14 protein-coding genes and 1 pseudogene are annotated in these 21,696 nt (G+C 68.4%); 7 read left to right on the plus strand and 8 right to left on the minus strand.

Annotated elements, in window-relative coordinates; all coding sequences use genetic code 11:
* Positions 1 to 236: pseudogene (locus tag AB4Y92_RS04640) on the minus strand (IS1595 family transposase); the annotation flags it as partial.
* A 362-nt stretch (positions 237 to 598) separates the two neighbouring features.
* Between AB4Y92_RS04640 and dnaE the strand changes: the two are divergent.
* From dnaE to AB4Y92_RS04655, 3 genes are all read left to right on the plus strand, one after another.
* Positions 599 to 4,120 carry a DNA polymerase III subunit alpha gene (dnaE, locus tag AB4Y92_RS04645; RefSeq protein WP_441818587.1) on the plus strand — a complete coding sequence of 1,174 codons (3,522 nt, stop codon included), beginning with the start codon at positions 599 to 601 and terminating at the stop codon, positions 4,118 to 4,120.
* A gap of 155 nt (positions 4,121 to 4,275) precedes the next feature.
* Positions 4,276 to 5,235: an acetyl-CoA carboxylase carboxyltransferase subunit alpha gene (locus tag AB4Y92_RS04650; protein ID WP_057943563.1), complete on the plus strand. Its 960-nt coding sequence runs from the start codon at positions 4,276 to 4,278 to the stop codon at positions 5,233 to 5,235.
* A 20-nt stretch (positions 5,236 to 5,255) separates the two neighbouring features.
* Positions 5,256 to 6,041, plus strand: a complete 786-nt coding sequence (locus AB4Y92_RS04655; RefSeq protein ID WP_441818588.1) for a transglycosylase domain-containing protein — start codon at positions 5,256 to 5,258, stop codon at positions 6,039 to 6,041.
* Between the two features lie 154 nt (positions 6,042 to 6,195).
* On the opposite strand, the gene AB4Y92_RS04660 is transcribed toward AB4Y92_RS04655, so the two are convergent.
* Positions 6,196 to 7,218 carry an NADH:flavin oxidoreductase/NADH oxidase gene (locus AB4Y92_RS04660; protein ID WP_441818589.1) on the minus strand — a complete coding sequence of 341 codons (1,023 nt, stop codon included), beginning with the start codon at positions 7,216 to 7,218 and terminating at the stop codon, positions 6,196 to 6,198.
* 149 nt (positions 7,219 to 7,367) lie between these two features.
* Between AB4Y92_RS04660 and tilS the strand changes: the two genes are divergently transcribed.
* The 3 genes from tilS to ispA all read left to right on the plus strand — a co-directional run bounded on the left by tilS (position 7,368) and on the right by ispA (position 10,030).
* Positions 7,368 to 8,669: a tRNA lysidine(34) synthetase TilS gene (tilS, locus tag AB4Y92_RS04665; protein ID WP_441818590.1), complete on the plus strand. Its 1,302-nt coding sequence runs from the start codon at positions 7,368 to 7,370 to the stop codon at positions 8,667 to 8,669.
* A 132-nt stretch (positions 8,670 to 8,801) separates the two neighbouring features.
* Positions 8,802 to 9,077, plus strand: a complete 276-nt coding sequence (locus AB4Y92_RS04670) for an exodeoxyribonuclease VII small subunit (RefSeq protein WP_057943566.1) — start codon at positions 8,802 to 8,804, stop codon at positions 9,075 to 9,077.
* A gap of 71 nt (positions 9,078 to 9,148) precedes the next feature.
* A complete protein-coding gene (ispA, locus tag AB4Y92_RS04675) occupies positions 9,149 to 10,030 on the plus strand; it encodes a (2E,6E)-farnesyl diphosphate synthase (RefSeq protein WP_441818591.1) in 882 nt (293 codons plus the stop codon).
* 73 nt (positions 10,031 to 10,103) lie between these two features.
* On the opposite strand, the gene AB4Y92_RS04680 is transcribed toward ispA, so the two are convergent.
* The 4 genes from AB4Y92_RS04680 to pmbA all read right to left on the minus strand — a co-directional run bounded on the left by AB4Y92_RS04680 (position 10,104) and on the right by pmbA (position 14,917).
* A complete protein-coding gene (locus tag AB4Y92_RS04680) occupies positions 10,104 to 10,451 on the minus strand; it encodes a DUF4870 domain-containing protein (RefSeq protein WP_057943568.1) in 348 nt (115 codons plus the stop codon).
* 298 nt (positions 10,452 to 10,749) lie between these two features.
* Positions 10,750 to 11,889 carry a DUF1501 domain-containing protein gene (locus tag AB4Y92_RS04685; RefSeq protein WP_441818592.1) on the minus strand — a complete coding sequence of 380 codons (1,140 nt, stop codon included), beginning with the start codon at positions 11,887 to 11,889 and terminating at the stop codon, positions 10,750 to 10,752.
* Position 11,890: 1 nt separating this feature from the next.
* Complete coding sequence (locus AB4Y92_RS04690) at positions 11,891 to 13,426, minus strand: DUF1800 domain-containing protein (protein WP_441818593.1); 1,536 nt, start codon at positions 13,424 to 13,426, stop codon at positions 11,891 to 11,893.
* Positions 13,427 to 13,591: 165 nt separating this feature from the next.
* Positions 13,592 to 14,917 (minus strand): metalloprotease PmbA, encoded by a 1,326-nt coding sequence (gene pmbA, locus AB4Y92_RS04695; RefSeq protein WP_441818814.1) that lies wholly within the window; start codon positions 14,915 to 14,917, stop codon positions 13,592 to 13,594.
* 141 nt (positions 14,918 to 15,058) lie between these two features.
* On the opposite strand from pmbA, the gene yjgA reads away from it, so the two are divergent.
* Positions 15,059 to 15,637 carry a ribosome biogenesis factor YjgA gene (yjgA, locus tag AB4Y92_RS04700; RefSeq protein WP_441818594.1) on the plus strand — a complete coding sequence of 193 codons (579 nt, stop codon included), beginning with the start codon at positions 15,059 to 15,061 and terminating at the stop codon, positions 15,635 to 15,637.
* A 255-nt stretch (positions 15,638 to 15,892) separates the two neighbouring features.
* Here yjgA and tldD read toward each other — a convergent pair whose 3' ends face one another.
* Both tldD and AB4Y92_RS04710 read right to left on the minus strand, forming a co-directional pair.
* Positions 15,893 to 17,335 carry a metalloprotease TldD gene (gene tldD / locus AB4Y92_RS04705; protein WP_386787787.1) on the minus strand — a complete coding sequence of 481 codons (1,443 nt, stop codon included), beginning with the start codon at positions 17,333 to 17,335 and terminating at the stop codon, positions 15,893 to 15,895.
* Positions 17,336 to 17,594: 259 nt separating this feature from the next.
* On the minus strand, positions 17,595 to 21,659 hold the full coding sequence (locus AB4Y92_RS04710) for a YhdP family protein (protein ID WP_441818595.1): 4,065 nt from the start codon (positions 21,657 to 21,659) through the stop codon (positions 17,595 to 17,597).
* Between the last annotated feature and the right edge of the window lie 37 nt (positions 21,660 to 21,696).

The following is a 21,696-nucleotide window of genomic DNA, read 5'->3' on the forward strand; positions in this document are numbered from 1 at the left end:
GGCCCGAAGAAGGATTCATCGACTTCGACCTGACCGGTGAAGGGCGAATGTTGTTCGCAGTCGTGAGCAATGACACGCCGCATGGCCAGGAAGATCGTGTTGACCGAGCGCACGCTCAAGCCGGTCAACTGAGCGGTGTTGGTGGCGGTRAGATCCAGTGCCCAACAGCGCACGAGCGCCCGAAATCGGGCCTCGCTGATTTTCGAACGGCTGTAGTACCTGCTTTTCTTTTGCATTTCAGGAAGATAGCTGCGTTATGGGACAGCTTTGCTTCCTAAGACCCTTTTCAAAAGGGGGGAACAGCCACGGCGTGAGCTGAAACCGTGCGCGTGAATTCGCCCCCTTTGTTGAGGGGGCCAGCGCCCGGCGCAACCACGCAATCCGAAGAACACCCGAAGCGCGGGGGATTTGTCCCGCCGCCTCCCCAGACCACCACCCACCAGTTTTCGCGATTCACCCGATTCCCCCCACAACCCCCAATCCGATCCTGTCAAGGCTTGCCCCAGGCCGCCGGGCTGATACCCTGCAAGGCGGCTCGCACGCCGCCAGCCGACCCACGGCTTGAGTCTCCATCGGCACGGCCGCAGAACCGGTACGCATGTCCGCTCCATTCGTTCATCTCCACTTGCACAGCGAGTACTCGCTGGCCGACTCGACGATCCGCATCGGCGATCTGGTCAAACGCTGCGTCGCGCTCGGCCAGCCGGCCGTCGCGCTGACCGACGTCGACAACATGTTCGCCGCGGTGAAGTTCTACAAAGCCTGCGAAGGCGCCGGCATCAAGCCGATCATCGGCGCCGACGTGCATCTGGCCGACGGCAACGAAACCGCTTCGCGCCTGACCCTGCTGTGCCGCGACCGCGGCGGCTACCTGAGCCTGTCGCGCCTGCTCAGCCGCGCCTGGATGGAAGGCCACCGCACCGAAGGCGTGGTGCTGCGTCCGGAATGGCTGCGCGAGGACAACGAAGGCCTGTTCGCGCTGGCCGGCCGCCACAGCCTCGCCGGCCGTCTGGCCGCGAGCAACCGCGACGAACTCGCCCACGCCTGGCTGGTCGATTGGCAGGGCGTGTTCGGCGATCGCCTGCACCTGGAGCTGACCCGCTCGCAGCGCGACGGCGAGGAAGCCTTCAACGCCTTCGCCCTGCACGCCGCCAGCAAGCGCGGCCTGCCGGTGATCGCCAGCAACGACGCGCGCTTCATCGATGCGGAAGGCTACGAGGCCCACGAAGCGCGCGTATGCATCGCCTCGGGCCGCGTGCTCGACGATCCCAAGCGCCCGCGCGACTACAGCGCCGAGCAGTTCCTCAAGTCCAGCGAGGAAATGCGCGAGCTGTTCGCCGACGTGCCCGACGCGATCGACAACGCGCTGGCGCTGGCCAAGCGTTGCAACGTCGAACTCAAGCTCGGCGAATACGCGCTGCCGGATTTCCCGGTGCCGGACGATCACACCATCGAGTCCTGGCTGCGCGCGCAATCGCGCGAAGGCCTGATCAAGCGACTGGAGAAAAATCCGATCGCGCCGGGCAAGACCCGGCAGATCTACGACGAGCGCCTGGAAACCGAGCTGGACGTCATCATCAAGATGGGGTTCCCCGGTTACTTCCTGATCGTCGCGGACTTCATCAACTGGGCCAAGGACCACGACATTCCGGTCGGTCCGGGCCGCGGTTCGGGCGCGGGTTCGCTGGTGGCCTGGGCGCTGGGCATCACCGATCTGGACCCGCTGCCTTACGACTTGCTGTTCGAGCGATTCCTCAATCCCGAACGCGTGTCGATGCCCGACTTCGACATCGACTTCTGCATGGACCGCCGCGACGAAGTCATCGACTACGTCGCGCGCAAGTACGGCCGCGACCGCGTCAGCCAGATCATCACCTACGGCACCATGGCGGCCAAGGCGGTGGTGCGCGACGCCGGCCGCGTGCTCGGCCATCCGTACGGCTTCGTCGACGGCATCGCCAAGCTGATTCCGAACACGCTCGGCATCTCGCTCGACGACGCGCTGGGCGAATCCGAAGCGGCGGCGAAGAACCAGGAACTGGCCTCGGCCGATCTGATCGCGCGCTACCGCAGCGAAGACGACGTGCGCGATCTGCTGGATCTGGCGCGCGAACTCGAAGACCTGACCCGCAACGCCGGCAAGCACGCCGGCGGCGTGGTGATCGCGCCGAGCCCGCTGTCGGACTTCTGCCCGCTGTTCGCCGAACACGACGGCGAGGGCCGCGGCAAGAGCCCGGTCACCCAGTTCGACAAGGACGACGTGGAAGCCGTCGGCCTGGTCAAGTTCGACTTCCTCGGCCTGCGCACGCTCACGATCATCGATTGGGCGGTCAAGGCGATCAACAAGCGCCGCGGCAAGGAAGGCCAGGGCCCGCTCGACATCACCGCGCTCGAACTCAACGACCAAGCGACTTACGAGCTGTTCGCGCGCGGCGACACCGTCGCGGTGTTCCAGTTCGAATCGCGCGGCATGCGCGAGTTGCTCAAGCGCGCCAAGCCCGACACCTTCGAAGACATCATCGCGCTGGCCGCTTTGTTCCGTCCCGGCCCGCTGGGCTCGGGGATGGACAAGGACTGGGTCGATCGCAAGCACGGCAACGCCGAGGTCACCTACCCGCACGACAGCCTGGAACCGGTGTTGGGGCCGACCTACGGCGTCATCGTCTACCAGGAACAGGTGATGCAGATCGCCCAGGTCCTGGCCGGCTACTCGCTCGGCGGCGCGGACATGCTGCGCCGCGCGATGGGCAAGAAGAAGCCGGAGGAAATGGCGAAGGAGCGCGCCAAGTTCGAAGCCGGCTGCGCCGAGCGCAACATCCCGGCGCGCCAGGCCAGCCCGATCTTCGACTTGATGGAGAAGTTCGCCGAGTACGGCTTCAACAAGTCGCACTCGGCCGCGTATGCGCTGGTCGCGTACCAAACCGGTTGGTTGAAGCGCCACTACCCGGCCGAATTCATGTCCGCGACCTGTTCGTCGGACATGGACAACACCGAGAAGGTCGTCAACTTCCTCGACGAAGCGCGGGTCATGGGCCTCACCGTCCTGCCGCCGCACGTCAACGAATCGGACTACATGTTCGAAGCGATCGACGCCACCACCATCCGCTACGGCATCGGCGCGGTGAAGGGCGTCGGCCGCGGCGTGTGCGAGGCGATCGTGGAAGCGCGCCGCGCCGGTCCGTTCTCGGACCTGCTGGATTTCTGCAAGCGCGTGGACACCGGCAAGCTCAATCGCCGCGCGCTGGAAGCGCTGGCCCACGCCGGCGCGCTCGACGGCCTGGGCCGCAACCGCGCCAGCTTGATGCTGCAGTTGCCGGAAGTGCTCAAGGTCACCGACCAGCTGGCCAAGGAACGCGCCGCGGGACAGGTCTCGCTGTTCGGCGGTTTCGAAGCTGCCGCGCCGGCGCTGCACCTGGACCTGCCCGAAGCCAACGAATGGCCGCTGAGCCAGATCCTGCACGGCGAGCGCGAAACCCTCGGCCACTATCTCAGCGGCCATCCCTTCGATCCGTACCGCGACGAGTTGCGCAGCCTGGTCGGCAACGACTTGGGCGAGCTGGAAACGATCTGGGAAAAACGCCCGGAAAGCGCGCGCAGCGGCTGGCGTCCGGAGCTGGAGATCATCATCGCCGGGCAAGTCGTCGGCTTCCGCAAGAAGGGCGACAGCCAGATGTTCGTGCAGATCGAGGACGGCCGCGGCCGCCTGGAGTGCGCGTTCTTCTCCGAGACCTACAGCGAGTTCGCCTCGATGCTGGCGCGCGACCGCCTGCTGGTGATCCAGGGCGGCCTGCGCGAGGACGCCTTCAGCGGCGGCTTCGCCCTGCGCGCGGCGCGCTGCTGGGACTACGCCCAGGTCTGCGCCAAGCACGCGCAGCGCCTGGCCCTGCGCCTGGACCTGCGCGTGCCCGGCACCTGGCAACGCGTGGACGCGCTGCTGGCCAAGCAGCGCCCCGGCCCGACGCCGATCCGCCTGGACCTGCTGCGCCAGGGCGCGGCCGGCATGCTCGACCTCAACGGCCCGCAGTCGGTGCGCGTGGATGCCGATCTGGTCGGCATCCTGCGCTCGCAACCGGGCGTGACGGCGGTGAAATTGAGCCTGTCCAAGCCCTGGGCGAATTGAAGCAGGAACGAGTGGAGAGGAGTGAGGAGTGAGTAAAGGCGCGCTCCTACTCACTCCTCACTCCTCTCCACTCGTTCCTCGCCCCCCCCATCCCCCTCGGTACGGTCCGCCCCACTGGGCTAGACTGTCCGTTGACCAAGGCCCACGGCCCCCGAATGAATCCGAACTACCTCGACTTCGAGCAGCCCATCGCCGACCTGGAAGCCAAAATCCAGGAACTGCGACACGCCAGCAGCGGCCCGGCGGTCGATATCGACGCCGAAATCCACGCCCTGCAGGACAAGCTGCGGCTGCGCACGGCGCAGATCTTCCGCGACCTGTCGTCCTGGCAGATTTCCCAACTCGCCCGCCACCCGGCGCGGCCGTACACGCTCGATTACATCCGGGTGATGTGCGACGAGTTCCAGGAACTGGCCGGCGACCGCGCCTTCGCCAACGACTACGCCATCGTCGGCGGCCTGGGCCGCATCGCCGGGCGCAGCGTGGTCATCGTCGGCCACCAGAAGGGCCGCGACACCAAGAGCAAGATCAAGCGCAACTTCGGCATGCCGCGTCCGGAGGGCTACCGCAAGGCGCTGCGCCTGATGAAGCTGGCCGAGCGCTTCAAGCTGCCGCTGCTGACCTTCATCGACACCGCCGGCGCCTGGCCGGGCATCGACGCCGAAGAGCGCGGCCAGTCCGAAGCCATCGCGCGCAACCTGCTGGAAATGGCCGAACTCAAGATTCCGGTGATCTGCACCGTGATCGGCGAAGGCGGCTCCGGCGGCGCGCTGGCGATCGGCGTGGGCGACCGCACGCTGATGCTCGAATACAGCACCTACTCGGTGATCACGCCCGAAGGCTGCGCCTCGATCCTGTGGAAGACCGCGGAAAAAGCCAAGGACGCGGCCGAACAGCTCGGCCTGACCGCCAAGCGCCTGCACGAGCTGGGCCTGATCGACAAGATCGTGCGCGAACCCATCGGCGGCGCCCACCGCAATCCCAAGCAGATGGCCACGCGTTTGAAGGCGGTGTTGATCAACGAGATCGACGCGCTGGAAAACGTGCCCGCCGATGAGTTGCTGCAGCGGCGCTATGAGCGTTTGCGCGGGTACGGCGCTTACGAGGCGGCGTAAGCGACGATACGAGGTCACGGATGACCCTCAGCAGCTTTTTCAAATGGATCGGCGGCGGCTTGGTCGCGCTGACGGCGTTGCTGTGCCTGTTTTTGCAAGGCGTGTATTGGTGCGGCGCGGCGCAGTTGCCGAGCGAATTGCCGCAGCCGCGGCGCACCTATCCGGCTCCGGCCCGCGTGGCCTTGTGGCGAATGATCGGCGATGGTGAGACCGCGCTTTCGGTAAGAAAGCTCAATATTTTCAGCTACGCCGGGAACCATATCGGGTTCATTGCAAGCTACTCGGCCGGCTCTCCAACCAAGTTGCCGGCCGTCCCCGCCGACCTGACCTTGCTGCAATTCACTGGTAATGCTGTAAGCGCGGCAATCCGCCGAGCGCGCAAGGCTCAGTCCCCTCCCGTACCGCAAGCGGCTCCGACCAGCAACGCCGAAGCCTTGCAACAAGTGAGTTACCAGGATCAACTCGAACCGGTTGCATTGCTCATTCGCATCAGCCGCGAATGGCCGCCCGAACGCATGGCCGACATGGTCCTGGGAACACTCGATTACGGCCGCGACAGCGAAGGTTTGGAACAAGCGGCCAGAACCTACTTCGGCACCGCAGTCGAAGACCTGTCATCACCCGAACTGTCGATGTTGATGGCGATCGCACTGCGCTCCGGAAATCGCGATCCTTACTGCTATCCCGAGCAATTTCTAGAGAATTACGACGAGCACTTCGACCGGCCCTGGACCCGTGCCCTGCCCGCGATTTCGGTGGCATCGTCAGCGCGTCTCAAACCGGTGGACTGCAAAAAGCAGCCATGAGTCGAGCTCGGGCCAGCACCCCGACCCGCGCATGCCACGCGGCCAACTGAGACGAAAGCATCGGGCCTGAAGGCCCTCCCACAACAGCGGCCGATAGCACGAAGTCTTTTGTGGGAGGGCCTTCAGGCCCGATGCTTTCGTTACAGCCGCAGCCTTAGCCCCAAGCCCGCTGATACTGCTCCGGCACATGCGTCGCCGCGCCCAGTTCGCGCGCGGCGCGATGCGGGAAATACGGATCGCGCAACAACTCGCGCGCCAGCAGCACCACGTCGGCTTCGCCGTCTTCGATGATCCTCGAAGCCTGCCGCGCCTGCGTGATCAATCCGACCGCGCCGGTGGCGATACCGGCTTCGCGGCGGATGCGCGCGGAGAACGGCACCTGATAACCCGGCTCGTTCGGAATCCGCACATGCGGCACCAGGCCGCCGCTGGAAACGTCGATCAGATCGACGCCGAGGTCTTTCACGATCCGCGCCAGCTCCACGCTCTGTTCGATATCCCAGCCGCCGTCGGCCCAATCGGTCGCGGAAATGCGCAGCCATAGCGGCAAGCGCTCGGGCCACACCTCGCGCACCGCGGCCAGCACCTCGCGCAACAGGCGCGTGCGGTTTTCGAAACTGCCGCCGTAGCGATCGGTGCGCTGGTTCGACAGCGGCGACAGGAACTGATGCAGCAGATAACCGTGCGCGGCGTGGATCTCGACCAGTTGGAAGCACGAATCCAGCGCGCGCTGCGCCGCGGCGGCGAAATCGTCGATCACGGTGCGGATCTCGATCGGCTGCAATTCGCGCGGTTCCGGCCCGTCTTCGCGGAACGCCAGCGGCGACGGCGCGACCGTGGTCCAGCCGCCGTCTTCCGCCGACACCGCGTTGCCGCCCAGCCACGGCGGCTCGACGCTGGCCTTGCGCCCGGCGTGGCCGAGTTGAACGCCGACCACCGCCTCGCGCGAGCGCAGGAAGCAGGTGATGCGATGCCAGGCCTCGGCCTGCGCGCCGTTCCACAGACCGGTGTCGGCGGCGGAAATGCGGCCCTCCGGCGAGACCGCGCTGGCCTCGGTCATGACCAGGCCCGCACCGCCGACCGCGCGGCTGCCCAGATGCACCAGATGCCAGTTGTTAGGCAGGCCATCGACCGCCGAGTACTGGCACATGGGCGAAACCACCAGACGGTTGCGCAAGCTCAGGGATCGTTGCGAAAGCGGAGCGAAAAGCCGGGACACGGGGGAATCTCTGCATGGATGACTGCGAACCAAGGTAGTGGCGGCCTCGCGCCGTTGCAGCATCACGCATGGGTTGCTGCGTCCCGTGGCCGTGGCACCATGCCGGCATGTCCGTATCAAACGCCGATGCGATCACCCTCGCCCTGGCTCAAACGCCGGATGCGCCGCTGTGCGTGGCCTACAGCGGCGGCCTGGATTCGACCGTGCTGCTGCATGCGCTGGCGGCGCGCGCGCGTTCGCGCGGCCAGCGCGTGCGCGCCTGGCATGTCCATCACGGCCTGCATCCGAACGCCGACGATTGGGCGCGGCATTGCCAGCAAATCTGCGACCGCGACGGCCTGGAACTGACCGTTTCGCGGGTATCGGTTGCGCGCGAGGACGGCGACGGCCCGGAGGCCGCGGCGCGCCGTGCCCGTCACGCCGCCTTCGAGGCCGGGCTGGGCGAAGGCGAAATCCTGGCGCTGGCGCACCATCGCGACGACCAAGCCGAAACCCTGCTGCTGCGCCTGCTGCGCGGCTCCGGCCCGGACGGCTTGGCGGCGATGCGGCCCTGGCGCGATTGCGGCCGCGGCCGCTTGTGGCGGCCGTTGCTGGCGCTGCCGCGCGAGGCCTTGCAGGCCTACGCGCAAGCGCACGGCCTGCGTTGGATCGACGATCCCAGCAACCAGGAACACCGCTACGACCGCAACTTCCTGCGCCATCGTGTATTGCCGCTGCTGCGCGAACGCTGGCCGCAGGCCGACGCCGCCTTCGCCGCATCGGCCCAGCTCAGCGGCGAGGCCGCGCGCTTGCTCGACGGCGAAGACGCGCAAGCCCTGGCCCGGGTGCGCAGCCTGGACCCGCAGGCGTTGTCGCGCTCGGCCCTGCTCGCCCTGCCGGCGGCGCGGCGCGCGCGGGTGCTGCGGCGCTGGATCGCGGCGCTCGAACTGCCGCCGCTGCCGGCGCAGGGCGTGATGCGGATCGAAACCGACCTGTTACCCGCGCGCGCCGACGCCGAAGCCGAATTCGCCTGGCAAGGCGCGAGCATCCGCGCCTGGCGCGATCTGCTGCACGCGCAGCCTCAGCGCCCGGCCTGGCCCGAGAACTGGAGCCATGCCTGGGACGGCCGCGCGCCGCTGCGGCTGCCCTGCGGCGGACAATGGCGGCTGGAAAACGCTACAGCCTTCGACACCCCGCTTCTGGCGCATGCGCGCCGTGGCGGCGAACGCATCGCCCTGCCCGGTCGCGCGCACCGGCATTCGCTGAAGAATCTGTTGCAGGAACTGGGCGTGCCGCCGTGGGAGCGCGCGCGCCTGCCGTTGCTGTCCTCGCCGCAGGGCGAACTGCTGGCGGTCGGCGATCTGGTGTACTCGGCGTCGATGGATGCTTGGCTGCGCGAACGCGCGGCGCGATTGCACTGGACCGGTTGAGCGCGAAGGCGCTGCGAATATCGCCGCGATCGGCAACGCGGCCGCGGCCTGGAAGCTGACCGCGACCGATTGTCGCGGCCATCGCCACGGGCGCGCATTGACCCCGCCCCGTCCCCGCCGCACACTTCTCACATGGCCCGTAAATCCACCACAGACGCCTCGCCGGTCGCAGATTTCGAGCAGTCCCTGGACGCGCTCGAACAACTGGTCGAGAAAATGGAGCACGGCGAAATGAGTCTGGAAGACTCCCTCGCCGCCTACGAACGCGGGGTCGGGCTCTACCGCCGCTGCCAGAGCGCGCTGGAGCAAGCCGAACTGCGCGTGCGCCTGCTCACCGATCCGCAGGAACCGGCCAGCGCCGAGCCCTTCGGCAATGCCGGCCCGCCGGGCAGCGAAGTCGATGCCTGACATGCCCGCGACCGGCCGCTGACACCATGGCCGTTCCCGTTCCGACCGGCTCACCAAGGCCCGATTTCTCCATGCTCGACGGCATCTTGAGCGAATGGCGCCAACGCGCCGACGCCGCACTCGCACGCGCCCTGCCTCCGACCGACGAGCAACCGCGGCGTCTGCACCAGGCCATGGGCCACGCGGTGCTGCTGGGCGGCAAGCGCATGCGGCCGCTGCTGGTCTACGCCAGCGGTGCCTTGTTCGAAGTCGCCCCGCTGGTGCTCGACGCGCCGGCCGCGGCGGTGGAATTCATTCACGCCTATTCGCTGGTCCACGACGATCTGCCGGCGATGGACGACGACGCGCTGCGCCGCGGCCAGCCCACAGTGCACGTAGCCTTCGACGAAGCCACCGCGATCCTCGCCGGCGATGCGCTGCAGTCGCTGGCCTTCGGCGTGCTCGCCGACACCCAGGTCTCCGACGCGATCCGGGTCGATCTGCTGCGCACCCTGGCTCAGGCCGCGGGCGTGGCCGGCATGTGCGGCGGCCAGGCGCTGGACATCGACGCCACCGGCGCCGGCGTGCGCCTGGACGTGGCGGCGCTGGAACGGCTGCATTCGCTCAAGACCGGCGCGCTGATCCGCGCGTCGGTGCGCCTGGGCGCGTTGTGCGGCGGCGCCGACACGGCCGCGCTGGAGGCGCTGGATCGCTACGCGCGCGCGCTCGGCCTGGCGTTCCAGGTGCGCGACGACATTCTCGATATCGAAGGCGACAGCCAGACCCTGGGCAAGACTGCGGGCAAGGACATCGCTCAGGACAAATCGACCTTCCCCGCGCTGATCGGCGTGGAGGCTTCGCGCGCGCGCCTGGACGAACTCGCGCAGGTGATGCGCGATGCGCTGGAGCCGTTCGGCGAACGCGCGAACGCGTTGCAGGCGCTGGGCCGGTTGGCGATCGAACGCGATCGCTGAGGCGCCGACGCAAATCGCGGACATGAAAAAAGCGGGCCGAAGCCCGCTTTTTTTTGTTACCGCGATGCGCGCCTTACTTGACCAGACGCAGCGTCCACGGATAGCGGTATTCCTCGCCCTTGTTGGCGGCCAGCGCGGCCATGATGGTCAGCACCAGCCATGCCAGACCGACCAGCGGCAGCAGCACCAGGCCGATCAGCACGAAGGTCAGCAGGAAGCTGACGATGCCGGCGATCAGCGCGGTGATGTTGAAGTTCAGCGCTTCTTTGCCCTGGTCGGCGACGAAGGGCATGGTGTCCTTCTTGACCAGCCATACCACCAGCGGGCCCAGGACGGTGCCGAAGGGAATGATCAAACCGACCAGCGTGCTCAGATGAGCCAGCATGCCCCAAGTCTTTTCGTCCTGACTGATATCGTTCATTACGCTTCCCCTACGTGTTGGATGGTGTCGGTTTAGGTGCCAGCAAAGCACAGCCCTGGCACCCTTGCGGGCATCATAAACCTTTATTCATCACAGAATAACAACGCAGTGGCGCAAGTTTTCCGGCCCTTGGTCCACGTAGGAAGGACGAAAAAGCGGCCGTGCGCGGCCTCATGGGGCACGGAATAAACACGGGTTTGCCAGCCCTACGGCGCTGGCCGAACCGGCGGTCCGGCGATTGACCGGCGAACCGCGCGCATTCGCGCCAGTCAGCGCTGCGATCCGGCCAAGTCCGCGCTCAGGCCAGGCTCACGCCCTGCATCGCCGCGACCGCGCGGCTGCCGGGGAACACCTTCGATTCGATCGCCGCATCGGCCAGCCCCACGTGTTCGACCAGCACGCGCTTGAACAAGCCGCGCAGGTCGCTGGTGGCGCGCACGTCGCGGCCTTCGTTGAGCTGCGCCGGCGCCAGGCCCGGCCAGTCGCCGCCGATGCGGCCGCCGTGCACGGCGCCGCCGCACAGCAGGGCGACGCCGCCGGTGCCGTGGTCGGTGCCGCCGCTGCCGTTGATCGCCGCGGTGCGGCCGAATTCGGTCACCACCGCCACCACCGTGCGCGGCCACGCCGCGCCGAACGCGTCGCGCGCGTTGGCCAGGCCTTGATCGAGTTCGGCGAGCTTGCGCTGCAGCAACGCCGCCTGATTGCGGTGCGTATCCCAGCCGCTGTCTTCGACGAAGCCGATGCGCGGGCCGTCGGCCGCGCTCATGCGCTGCGCGGCCACGCGCATCGCCTCGGGCAGCGCGAACGCGCCCTTGCCGTCGCGCATCATCGTCGCGCCGTGGATGGAGCGCTCGAAGGTTTCGCTGAGCCGCGCATCGGCCGCGTACAGCGGGCCCAACTGCTGCAGCAACAGCGGATCGACTTTCTTCGACAACGGCGGCGACCAGTTGCTGGCGCGATCGCTGCCGCGCAGCGCCAGCGGCATCACCGCCGCGATCGCGATCGCCGAGTTGCCGGGCATGGCGCCGACGCAGCGGCCGAGCCAGCCGTCGCGCGCGCCGCTGGGCGTGGCGGTGCCGTTCTCCAGGCAATCCTGCGCTTCGAAATGCGAGCGCTGGCGATAGGGCGGCGCGATCGCCACGATCGGCAGCAATTGTTTTTCGCGGTACATCGCCGCGCTCTGCTGCATCGCCGGATGCAGGCCGAACTGGCTGTCGATGCGGATCGGATCGGCGATGGCGCCGTCGCCGCGCAAGGCGGCGTAGGCCGGATCGCCGATGGCCGGCAGCATGTGCAGGCCGTCGAGGCCGCCGCGCAGCAGGACCAGCAGGAAACGCGTGTCGTGTCCGGTCGCCGCGCGGGTCGTGCCGGGGAATAAGGTCAGCAGCGCGCTCGCGCCGAACGCCGCCAGCAGGCTACGTCGTTGAGCGTCGATCATCTCAAGCTCTCCATTGGAACGCCGGGCTGGCGAACAGCAGCGAATAACCGTCGCTGGCCGAACCGGCGCGGCGCAGGCCAATGGCGAAATCGCCGCTGACCGCATCGCTGCCCAGCACCGAGACCGCGCGTTGATACGGCGTGATGCCGTTCGTCGCATCCACGCGCGCGGCGAACAACTGCGCGGCCTGGATGCGCTTGAACAAGCCGTCCGGACTGCTCCAGTCGGCGGTGGTGTCGGGGAAACCGGCCGGCGAGCGCGGCGTGAATACCGGCTGGCCCAGGCTGGCGAGCAGCGCGATCAAGGCGCGTGCATCGTCGTCCACCGGCAATTCGCCGGCGCGCAGCGCCGAGATCACGAAATCGTTCGGGGTCTTGAACTTGCGCGCATCCGGCGCCCACGCCAGCGGGCTTTCGACCAGGGCGGTGTAGAGCGCGCGCAAATCGCCGCCGCTGCGCAGATAGGCCTTGGCCATGGCATCGACCAGCGCCGGCGGCGGCTCGTCGGCGACGAAGTGACGCGCCAGCTTGAAGCTCAGGTGCTTGGCGGTGGCCGGATGCCGGGCCAGATCGGCCAACACCGCGCGGCCCTGGTCGAGCCCGCCTTCGGCGTAGTCGCGGCCCAGCACGCGGCGCGCGCCGGGCTCGTGCGCATTGGCGCGGAACACGAACGGATTATCGATATCGGCATCGCGCGGCGCCGGCGTGCTCCAGCCGGTGATCGCGCGCGCCAGTTCGGTCACGTCGGCTTGCTTGTAGCCGCCGTTGACGCCCAGGGTGTGCAGTTCCAGGATTTCGCGGGCGAGATTTTCGTTGAGCCCGCGCTTGGGCTTGTTGGCGCGTTCGGCGTTCATCGCCACGCGCGAGTCGTTGCCGATGGACACCGCGTTGTCGAGGTAACGCAGCATCGCCGGGTGGGTTTCCACCGCGAACAGCATGTCTTCGAAGCGGCCGGTCACGTGCGGACGGATCGCTTCGCGCTCCATCGAGGCGGCGTACAGGCGCGCATTGGACTTGTCGATGGAGACCGCGAAATGGTTCGACCAGAATTGGGTCAGGCGCTCGACGAACGGCGCCTGGGTGCGCGCGGCGTGACGATAGCGCGCGGCGAATTCGTTGAGCTGCTGCCGGCGCAGATCGCGCAGCATGGCCTGGCCCGGATTGTCGGCGTCGCTGGCGGCGGCGTTGGGTTTGTTGTCGCCGGGCATCGCCGCGGCGGCCGCGCTGGCGCGGCGGCGGCGCTGGGGCGCTGCGGACAGGTTCGGCGCGGCCATGTCGCCGGCCGCCATATCGGCGGCGGCCTGCGGCGGCGTTGCCGGCGCGGCATCGCGGCCGCGGTTCTCGCGATTGAGCCGCTGTTGTTCGAACTCGCTGCGCATCGTCGCGGCGCTGCCGGGCAGGCCTTCGAAATCGCTCAGCGACGCGGGCTGCTGCAGTTGTGCGAGCAGAACCTCGCGCCCGTCGCTGCCGCGATCGATCTCGCCGGGACGCGCACCGAGTCCGAAACGATTGGCGGCAGTGGCCTTGCTTGCGCTCATCGGGCTCTCCGGGGCAATGGGAAGATACCCCCGGAAACGGACGTGCACTTTGCGGGTTGACAACAAACGGCGCCCGTTCAGGCGCCGATGTCGTATTTCGAGAAATCGAACGGAAATTCGATGGCGCAGGTTCATGATCAAACCGCGCCGTCGTTCATGCCGCGATCAATCTTCCGCGGTATCGCCGGCCACGGTCATGCGTCCGACCAGGATCGAACCGGTGCGCACGTGCGAGCGCAAATCCACGTCGGTGCCGACCGCTTCGATCGCCTCGAACATCTTGCGCAGGTTGCCGGCGATGGTGATGCCGTCCACCGGGTACTGGATTTCGCCGTTGTCGACCCAGAAACCGGCCGCGCCGCGCGAGTAGTCGCCGGTGACGCTGTTGACGCCCTGCCCCATCAGCTCGGTGACCAGCAGGCCGCGGCCCATCTGCCGCAGCATCGATTCGAAATCGCCGGCGTTGGCCGCGACGTGCAGGTTGTGCACGCCGCCGGCGTTGGCGGTGCTCTGCAGGCCGAGCTTGCGCGCCGAGTAACTGCCCAGCACGTAGCGCTGCAGCACGCCGGCGTCGATCAGCGCCGATTCGCGCGTGGCCACGCCTTCGGCGTCATAGGAGGTCGAACGCAGGCCGCGATGCAGGAACGGTTGTTCCTCGATGCGGAACCACGACGGGAACAGCTGCGTGCCGACGCTATCGACCAGGAAGCTCGCGCGCCGGTACAGCGCACCGCCGCTGACCGCGCCGAGCAGATGGCCGATCAGCGAACGCGCGCTCTCGGCGGCGAACAACACCGGGTATTCACCGGTGTTGAGCTGGCGCGGCGCCAGCCGCGCGACCGTGCGTTCGGCGGCCTTGCGGCCGACGCTGGCGGCCGATTCCAGTTCGTCGGCGATCAGCGCCGAGGTGTACCAGCCGTCGCGCTGCATGCTGTCGCCGCGGCCGGCGATCAGCGCGCAGCCCAGGCTGTGCTGGGTGCCGCGATCGCGGCCGATGAAGCCGTGCGAGTTGGCGTACACGCCCAGGCTGGCGCCGGTGCCGACCGAGGCGCCGTCGGAATTCTCGATGCGCGCGTCGAACTCGCGCCCGGCCGCTTCGCTGGCCAGGGCCAGCTCGATGGCGCGGTCGGCGTCGATGTGCCACGGGTGCCAGGTGTCGAATTCGCGCAGGTCCGTGGCCATCAGCGCGGCGTCGGCCAGGCCGGCGGCGCTGTCGTCCTCGGTGTAGCGGGCGATCGCGCAGGCCTGCTCGACCGTGGCTTCCAGGCTGCTGTCGCGCAGGTCGGCGGTGCTGGCGCTGCCCTTGCGCTGACCGAAATACACGGTCACGGCGATGCCGCGGTCGCGGGTGGCTTCGACGGTTTCCACCTCTCCCATGCGCACGTTGACGTTGAGGCCGGTCTCTTCCGAGCACGAGACCTCGGCCTGGGTCGCGCCGCGCGCGCGCGCGGCCGCGAGCAGGCGCTGCGACAGGTCCGACAGCGCGTCCATGCGCGCTTCGGGGTCGGCGAAGATATGGGCCGGAGCGGCCTGGCTGAGGGCTGACGCGTTCAATGGCTTATCCTAGTCGTGGGCCGCGCTTGGGCGCGGCCGTCGTAATGTTCAGTTTGCAGGCTATAGAGGTGTTTTGCGATGCGCGGCAGAGACGAGGAAACCGGCGAATTCCTGAGCCCCAGCCGGAGCCAGAACCGGCGCGAAGCGCTGGAAACCCTGGCCCTGGGCGAAAAACTGGTGTCGCTGACCGAGGCCCAGCTGGCCAAGCTGCCGGTGCCCGAAGCGCTGCTGCCGCACATCCGCGACTGCAAGCGCATCACCGCCCACGTCGCGCACAAGCGCCAGCTGGCGTTCCTGGCCAAGCAGATGCGCCGCGAGGACGATGCGGCGATGGACGCGCTGCGCGATGCGCTCGACGAAAACGGCGAAGCGGCGCGGCGCGAAATCGCCGCGATGCACCGGATCGAGCAATGGCGCGAGCGCCTGCTGATCGACGGCGACAGCGCGCTGGCCGAGCTGTTGAGCGAATACCCCGGCGCCGACCGCCAGCGCCTGCGCCAGTTGGCGCGCAACACGCTGGAAGAGCGCAAGCGCAACAAGCCGCCGCATTCGTTTCGCGAGTTGTATCGCGAGTTGCGCACGGTGATGTTGGGGGCTAATGAGGTCGATGACGGCGCGGAAGACGGCGACGAATTCGACGGCAACGAACACGATTGATCTTCGATCGCTGCGTATAGCCCCTCTCCCGCTTGTGGGGTGAGCGCACACAGCTTGCGAGCCACTGGCTCGCGTGTGCGCGAACGCCCAAACGCCATGCGTTTGGGCCGGGCCGGGGTTGGGGTGAGGGCATCCAAGATCGCGCCGTAGCTCGATGCTCCGCGCGCCCTCATCCGGCCCTGCGGGCCACCTTCTCCCGCAAGCGGGAGAAGGGAAAAATAAGCCGCAGCGCTCTTATCGCGAACGCTCGCGATATCAGGCACTGGTGCCGCCCACCGTCAATCCGTCGATCAACAGCGAAGGCTGGCCCACGCCGACCGGGACGCTCTGCCCGTCCTTGCCGCACACGCCCACGCCTTCGTCCAGCGCCAGGTCGTGGCCGATCATGCTGACCTTCTGCATGGTCTCCGGGCCGTTGCCGATCAAGGTCGCGCCCTTCACCGGCGCGGTGATCTTGCCGTCTTCGATCAGATACGCCTCGGTCGCCGAGAACACGTACTTGCCGCTGGTGATATCGACCTGGCCGCCGCCGAAATTCACCGCGTACAGGCCCTTTTTCACCGAGCGGATCATCTCTTCCGGATCGTGCGTGCCGGCCAGCATGTAGGTGTTGGTCATGCGCGGCATCGGCAGATGGGCGAAGGATTCGCGGCGGCCGTTGCCAGTCGGTTGCATGCCCATCAGGCGCGCGTTGAGGGTGTCTTGCATGTAACCGACCAGCACGCCGTCTTCGATCAAGGTGGTGCAGTTGGTCGGCGTGCCTTCGTCGTCGATGTTGAGCGAGCCGCGGCGGCCTTCCAGAGTGCCGTCATCGACGATGGTCACGCCCTTGGAGGCCACGCGCTGGCCCATGCGGCCGGCGTAGACCGAGGTGCCCTTGCGGTTGAAATCGCCTTCCAGGCCGTGCCCGACCGCCTCGTGCAGCAGCACGCCGGGCCAGCCGGAACCGAGCACCACCGGCATCACGCCGGCCGGCGCGTCGATCGCGTCCAGATTCACCAGCGCCTGGCGCAGCGCTTCGCGCGCGAGGCGCTCGGGTTTGTCGCCGCCCAGCAGTTCGGCGTAGCTGTAGCGCCCGCCGCCGCCGGAATAACCGCTTTCGCGGCGGCCGTTGTGTTCGACGATCACCTGCACGTTCAAGCGCACCAGCGGGCGCACGTCGGCGGCGAGCACGCCGTCGCTGCGCGCGACCAGCACGGTGTCGATGCCGCCGCTGAGGCTGACCATGACCTGCTTGACCCGCGGATCGGCCGCGCGCAACAGCTTGTCGATCTTGCGCAGCGCCTCGACCTTGGTTTCGTTCGCCAGCGAATCGATCGGATCGTCGCTGGGATACAGCGAACGACCGCCGCCGCGCACCAGCGAACGCGCCTGCTGCGCATTGCCGTCGCGGGCGATGGCACGCGCCGACTTGGCCGCGCCGAGCAAGGCCTCGCTGTTGATCTCGTCGGAATAGGCGAAGCCGGTTTTCTCGCCGCTGATCGCGCGCACGCCGACGCCCTGCTCGATCGAATGCGAGCCGTCCTTGACGATGCCGTCTTCCACGCTCCAGCTCTCGCGGCGCGAATGCTGGAAGTACAGATCGCCGAAATCGATGCCCGGCCCGAGCAGGGTGCCGAAGCTGCGCTCCAGGCCGCTGGCGTCGAGCCCGGCGGGCAGGAGGAGGCGGGATTCGGCGATCTGGATCGGTAGGGTCATGACGGAACCGTGGTTGCGTGGAATGGGCATCTTAGGCGGCCGGGCCGCGGCTGTATCGGACCGCGGACGCAGCCCGGACGGCGTGCGACCGGCATGAGCCCAAGATGGTGGCGCCGCGGCGGCCGATCAATGGGGCCGGGCTTGCGCAATCCGGCTTCGATGGGGCGCTTGCGGCGAAACGGGCGCCAAGTTCGGTGAAACCCCTGTTCGCGGTCGAGTCTTGGCTTGCCGGTGCGTAACCGGCAAGCCGCAAGCCGCCTCAGCCTTCGGGCGGCATCGCTTTCTGGGTCAACCGCGTCTGCTCGCGCGTCACCACTTCGACCTTCGGCTCCTTCCACGGCCCGGTAACCCGGTAGGTCTTGGACGCCAGGCTGCCCAGCGGCTTTTGCAGCACCGCGTTCGCCGCCGCGCCGATCGCCGCGCCGATCGGGCCGGCGGCCAGCGCGCCGACCGCGGTCAGCACGTTGGCGGCCTTGGGCCGCACTTCGATGGTCTGGTCGTAGCTCTGCGCGCGAAGGTCGGTGGCGCCGCGGATGGCGATGTTGGCGGCCGGGCCGTCGATCACCAGATCGTCGCTGCGCGCGCTGCCGTTGCCGAAGCGCACGTTGCCGCCGATGCGGTCGAAGGCGAAGCCCTTCGAGAACAGGTCGCGGAAATCCAGGGTCAGGCGGCGCGGCAACTGGGCCACGCTGAGCAGGCCCAGCACGCGGCCGGCGCCGGGATCGATTTCGATCAGGCGGCCGTCGCGCACGTCCAGGTTCAAATTGCCTTCCAGCGATCCCAGCGCGAAGCCGGCCGGACTGCCGGGCCAGCCGGCGTCGAGCTTGGCCTTGGCCTTGCCGCCGCCGATCTGCCCGCCGAAACCGAAACCGCCGATCAGGCCGCCGACATCGCCGCTGTCGAGCGCGACGCTCAGGTGCGTGCGCGCGGCCGCGCCGCGTCCGGTCCAGTCGCCGCTGATGTCGATCGATTGCTTGTCGCCGCGCGTGTTGAACTGATCGATGCGCATGCCCGCCGGGGTCGGCCGGGTGCGCAGGCTGGCGCTGCCGAGCGCGGCGTCGCCGATGCGCAGATCGGCGATGTCCAGGGTCAGCCCGGGGATCTTCGCCGGGTCCATGCCCGCGTCGGGCACCGGCTTGGCCGCGGCCTGCGCGGTGTTGGCGGCGACCGCGGTGCTTGCGTTGACGCCGTTGGCGCCGGGATTCACCGGAGCGTTGGTCGCGGCGGCGTTGCTGTCGGAGCGCCAATGCAGACGCGCGAACTTGCCGGCAATGGCGCCGCCGTCGCTGCCCGGGATCATCAGCGCGCCTTCCAGCGCCGCGCCCTCGGCGCGCACCGCGGTGGCGCCGCGCGCGGCCGGGGCGACGATCACGCGCGTGTTCGGAAATACCGCGCCGAGCAATTGCAGCCGTTGCGCGGTGACGTCGATGCGCTGCAAGGCCACGCCTTCGCCGGAACCGTCGCCGTGCGCGATCGCGATCCAGTCGATCGCCTCCAGCGCATTGGCGCGGCCGGTGGCGATCAGTCCGCTGGCCGGCGGCACTTCATCGACCCGGTTGCTGCCCAGCACCACGCGCACGCCGGTCTTGCCGTTGGTGGTGCGCGCGCGCAGCGCGAGGGTGTTGCCGAGCGCGACCCGCACATCGCCGCTGCCCAACGGCAAGGGCGTATCGATCGTGGTCGCCAGCGGCACGCCGGCGGCCTTGTCCAGCGGCGGCGGCAACGTCATCGCGGTGCCGATCAGATTCGATTGCAGATGCAGGATGGTCGGAGTCGGATTGGACGCGACCGGTTTCGGCGCCGCGCCCGGCGCGCCGACCGTGCTCGCATGCGAGGACTTGGGAATCGAAATGCCCACCGTCCACAACGAACGTCCGTCCAGATACGACTTCAGCCAGGCCAATTCGTCCGGGCCGCGCGCGATCAATTCGTCGGCGCCGGAAATCACGTCCAGCCCGGCCTCGAACACGTTGCCGCGATCGCGCACGAAGTTCTCGCCGGCGCGCAGCGACAACTTGCCCGGCGCGCCTTCGTGCAGCACCGCCAGATCCTCGGCGCGGAAACCGCCGCGGCCGTATTCGGCGCGGCCGCGCACTTGTTCGAAGGCAAGCTTCCAGCGCGGGTCGGCGAGCTTGGCGTTGTTCAGATCGACCGTGCCGGTGACCTCGGTCTGCGCGTCCGGATGCAGCGGCAGGCGCATGTCGAAGCCGACCGTCGCCGCGCCGCTTACGCGCAGATTGTCGAGCGTGTCGGCCTGATCTTTGTGCAGCGGGCTTTGCTTGAGCAAGCTCAGCAGTTGGTTCGCATCGGAGGTCGCATCGGCCTTGACGCTCAGCGAGCCGTCCTTGTAGTGGTCGATGCCGGCCTGGATCTTGCGGATGCCGACGCCGGCGATCTTGCCGGTGCCTTCCACGTTGAAACCGTCGGCGACGAAACTCACGTCCGCGTCCAGCGCTTCCACCGCCGGCCATTCGGGCTGGAACTTCACCACCGCGCCGGTCAGGTGCGCGCTGGCCTGGAACAGGCCGTTATTGCGGTTGAACGGCCACTCGTCGAGATCGCCGGAGACCACCGCGTGGGCGTTGTCGAGCCGTCCGGCGACCAGGGCGGTGTCGAGCCAGTTCAACAATCGCGGCGACATCTGGCTGCGAATCCAGAAGCCCTTCGCCGCCGGTATCTGGGTCGCGTCGAGATCGGCGGCGATATCGATCCACGGCCGCGAGCCGTCGCCCTGCCACCACATGCCGCCGCGCGCGCTGACGCCGAAATCCGTGCCCTTGATGCGCAGCGAGGTGGTGCCCATGCGCCAGCCCGCGCCTTCGCGCCAGCCGCCGACGCGGCCCTTGAGCGCGACCGTGTGGACCACGCCGAAACCGCTCGGCCAATCGAAACGCATCGGCGCGCTTTCGTCGAGATCGACGGTGAAGCCGTCGAGGTCGGCCTGCAGGGTTCCGGCCAGGCCGCTCAGTCCCGGCGAATGGCCGACCGCGTCGAAGCCGAGCGCGTCGATCCGCGCGCTGGCGAACATCGGCCCGTTGCGGCGGCCGTTGACCGCGATCGAACTGAGCGACACGCGCGGCTTGGCGGTTTCGAACCAATGGCGCAGGCGTTCGGGCAAGGCGTCGCTGAGCGCGGCGACCGCGATCAGCGGGCCGGCGTCGATGCGGTCGGCGCGCAGTGCGTAGTGCTCGCCGCCGGCCACGGCCAGGCCGTCGAGCGTCTGCACGTTCTGGCCGCTGCCGATGCGCAGCGTGGGTGCGTCCAGGCGCCAGCCGGTCTGGGTCAGGCGCCAGTGGGAAAGGGTTTCTACGTGTTCGAATTCGATTCGCGCGGGGGCGGTTGTGGGAAGGACTTCGGGAGCTGAGGGCGCGGCGATCTGAGCGGAAGGCGTCGGGCCTGAAGGCCCTCCCACAAGAGCAGGCCCTCCCGCTACTGCGGTCGCGGGCGCGGAAGCCGGAGCCGGCAGCATGCGTTCGGCGCGCAGTCCGACCCGGTCGAGCGCGGCGGAGACCATCACGCCGGCAACGCGATGGCCGCGCAGATCGGCCCAGGCCTGGGCGCGGCCCTGCCCGGATTCGATGCGGATGCCGGCCACTTTCAGCAGCGGCGACCAGCCGGACAGATCGGCGCGGGTGGCGCCGGCGTAGGCGCGGCCGTCGCCGCGCTTGCGATCGAAATCCAGGACCGCGTCGAGCGGCGTGGACGGCGCGCCGGCGACGCCGACGCTCGGCCACGCGCGCACGCCCGCGCGCACGCGGTCGCCGTCCACGCGCAGGCGCAGGTCGATCTTGGGAATGCGGGCGTCGATGCCCAGGGTCGGCGCGATCACCGCCAGCTTGCCGTCGATCACCTGCAGTTCGCCCAGCCCTTCCAGCGCCGACAGCGGATCGCGTTGCGCGGGCTGCTCCTGTCCGGGCAGGCCGCGCACTTTCCAGCGGCCGTCGTCGGCGCGTTCCAAAGTCAGGTCCAGGCCCTTGAGCCGCAGTTCGGAGAACGACTGCCCCGGCAGCAGGCCGGCATACACCGACACCAGCATTTCCGCATCGCCGATGGTGAACGCCTGCGCGCCTTCGCCGATGCGCAATCCGTCCAGACGCAGCAGCGGGCCGCGCCGGGTCCACTGGGTTTCGACCTTGTCGAACGCGACCGGCCGCCCGGCGCGCTTGCTCAGCCAGGCCGCGACTTGCTCGGGATGGCTTTCGGCCAACGGCAGCACCTGGCTGGCCACGCCCAGCAGCAACGCCACCAGCACGAGCACGACCGCGGCGCCATAGAAGGCGCCACGGCGGGCCATGCGCAGGCGGCGGCGCAGGGGGGTGGGCATCAGCCTCGCGCTCCGCTTCGCGCGGGGAATCGGGAAT

Source organism: Lysobacter sp. TAB13 (genome assembly GCF_052113885.1).
GTDB lineage: Bacteria > Pseudomonadota > Gammaproteobacteria > Xanthomonadales > Xanthomonadaceae > Lysobacter > Lysobacter gummosus.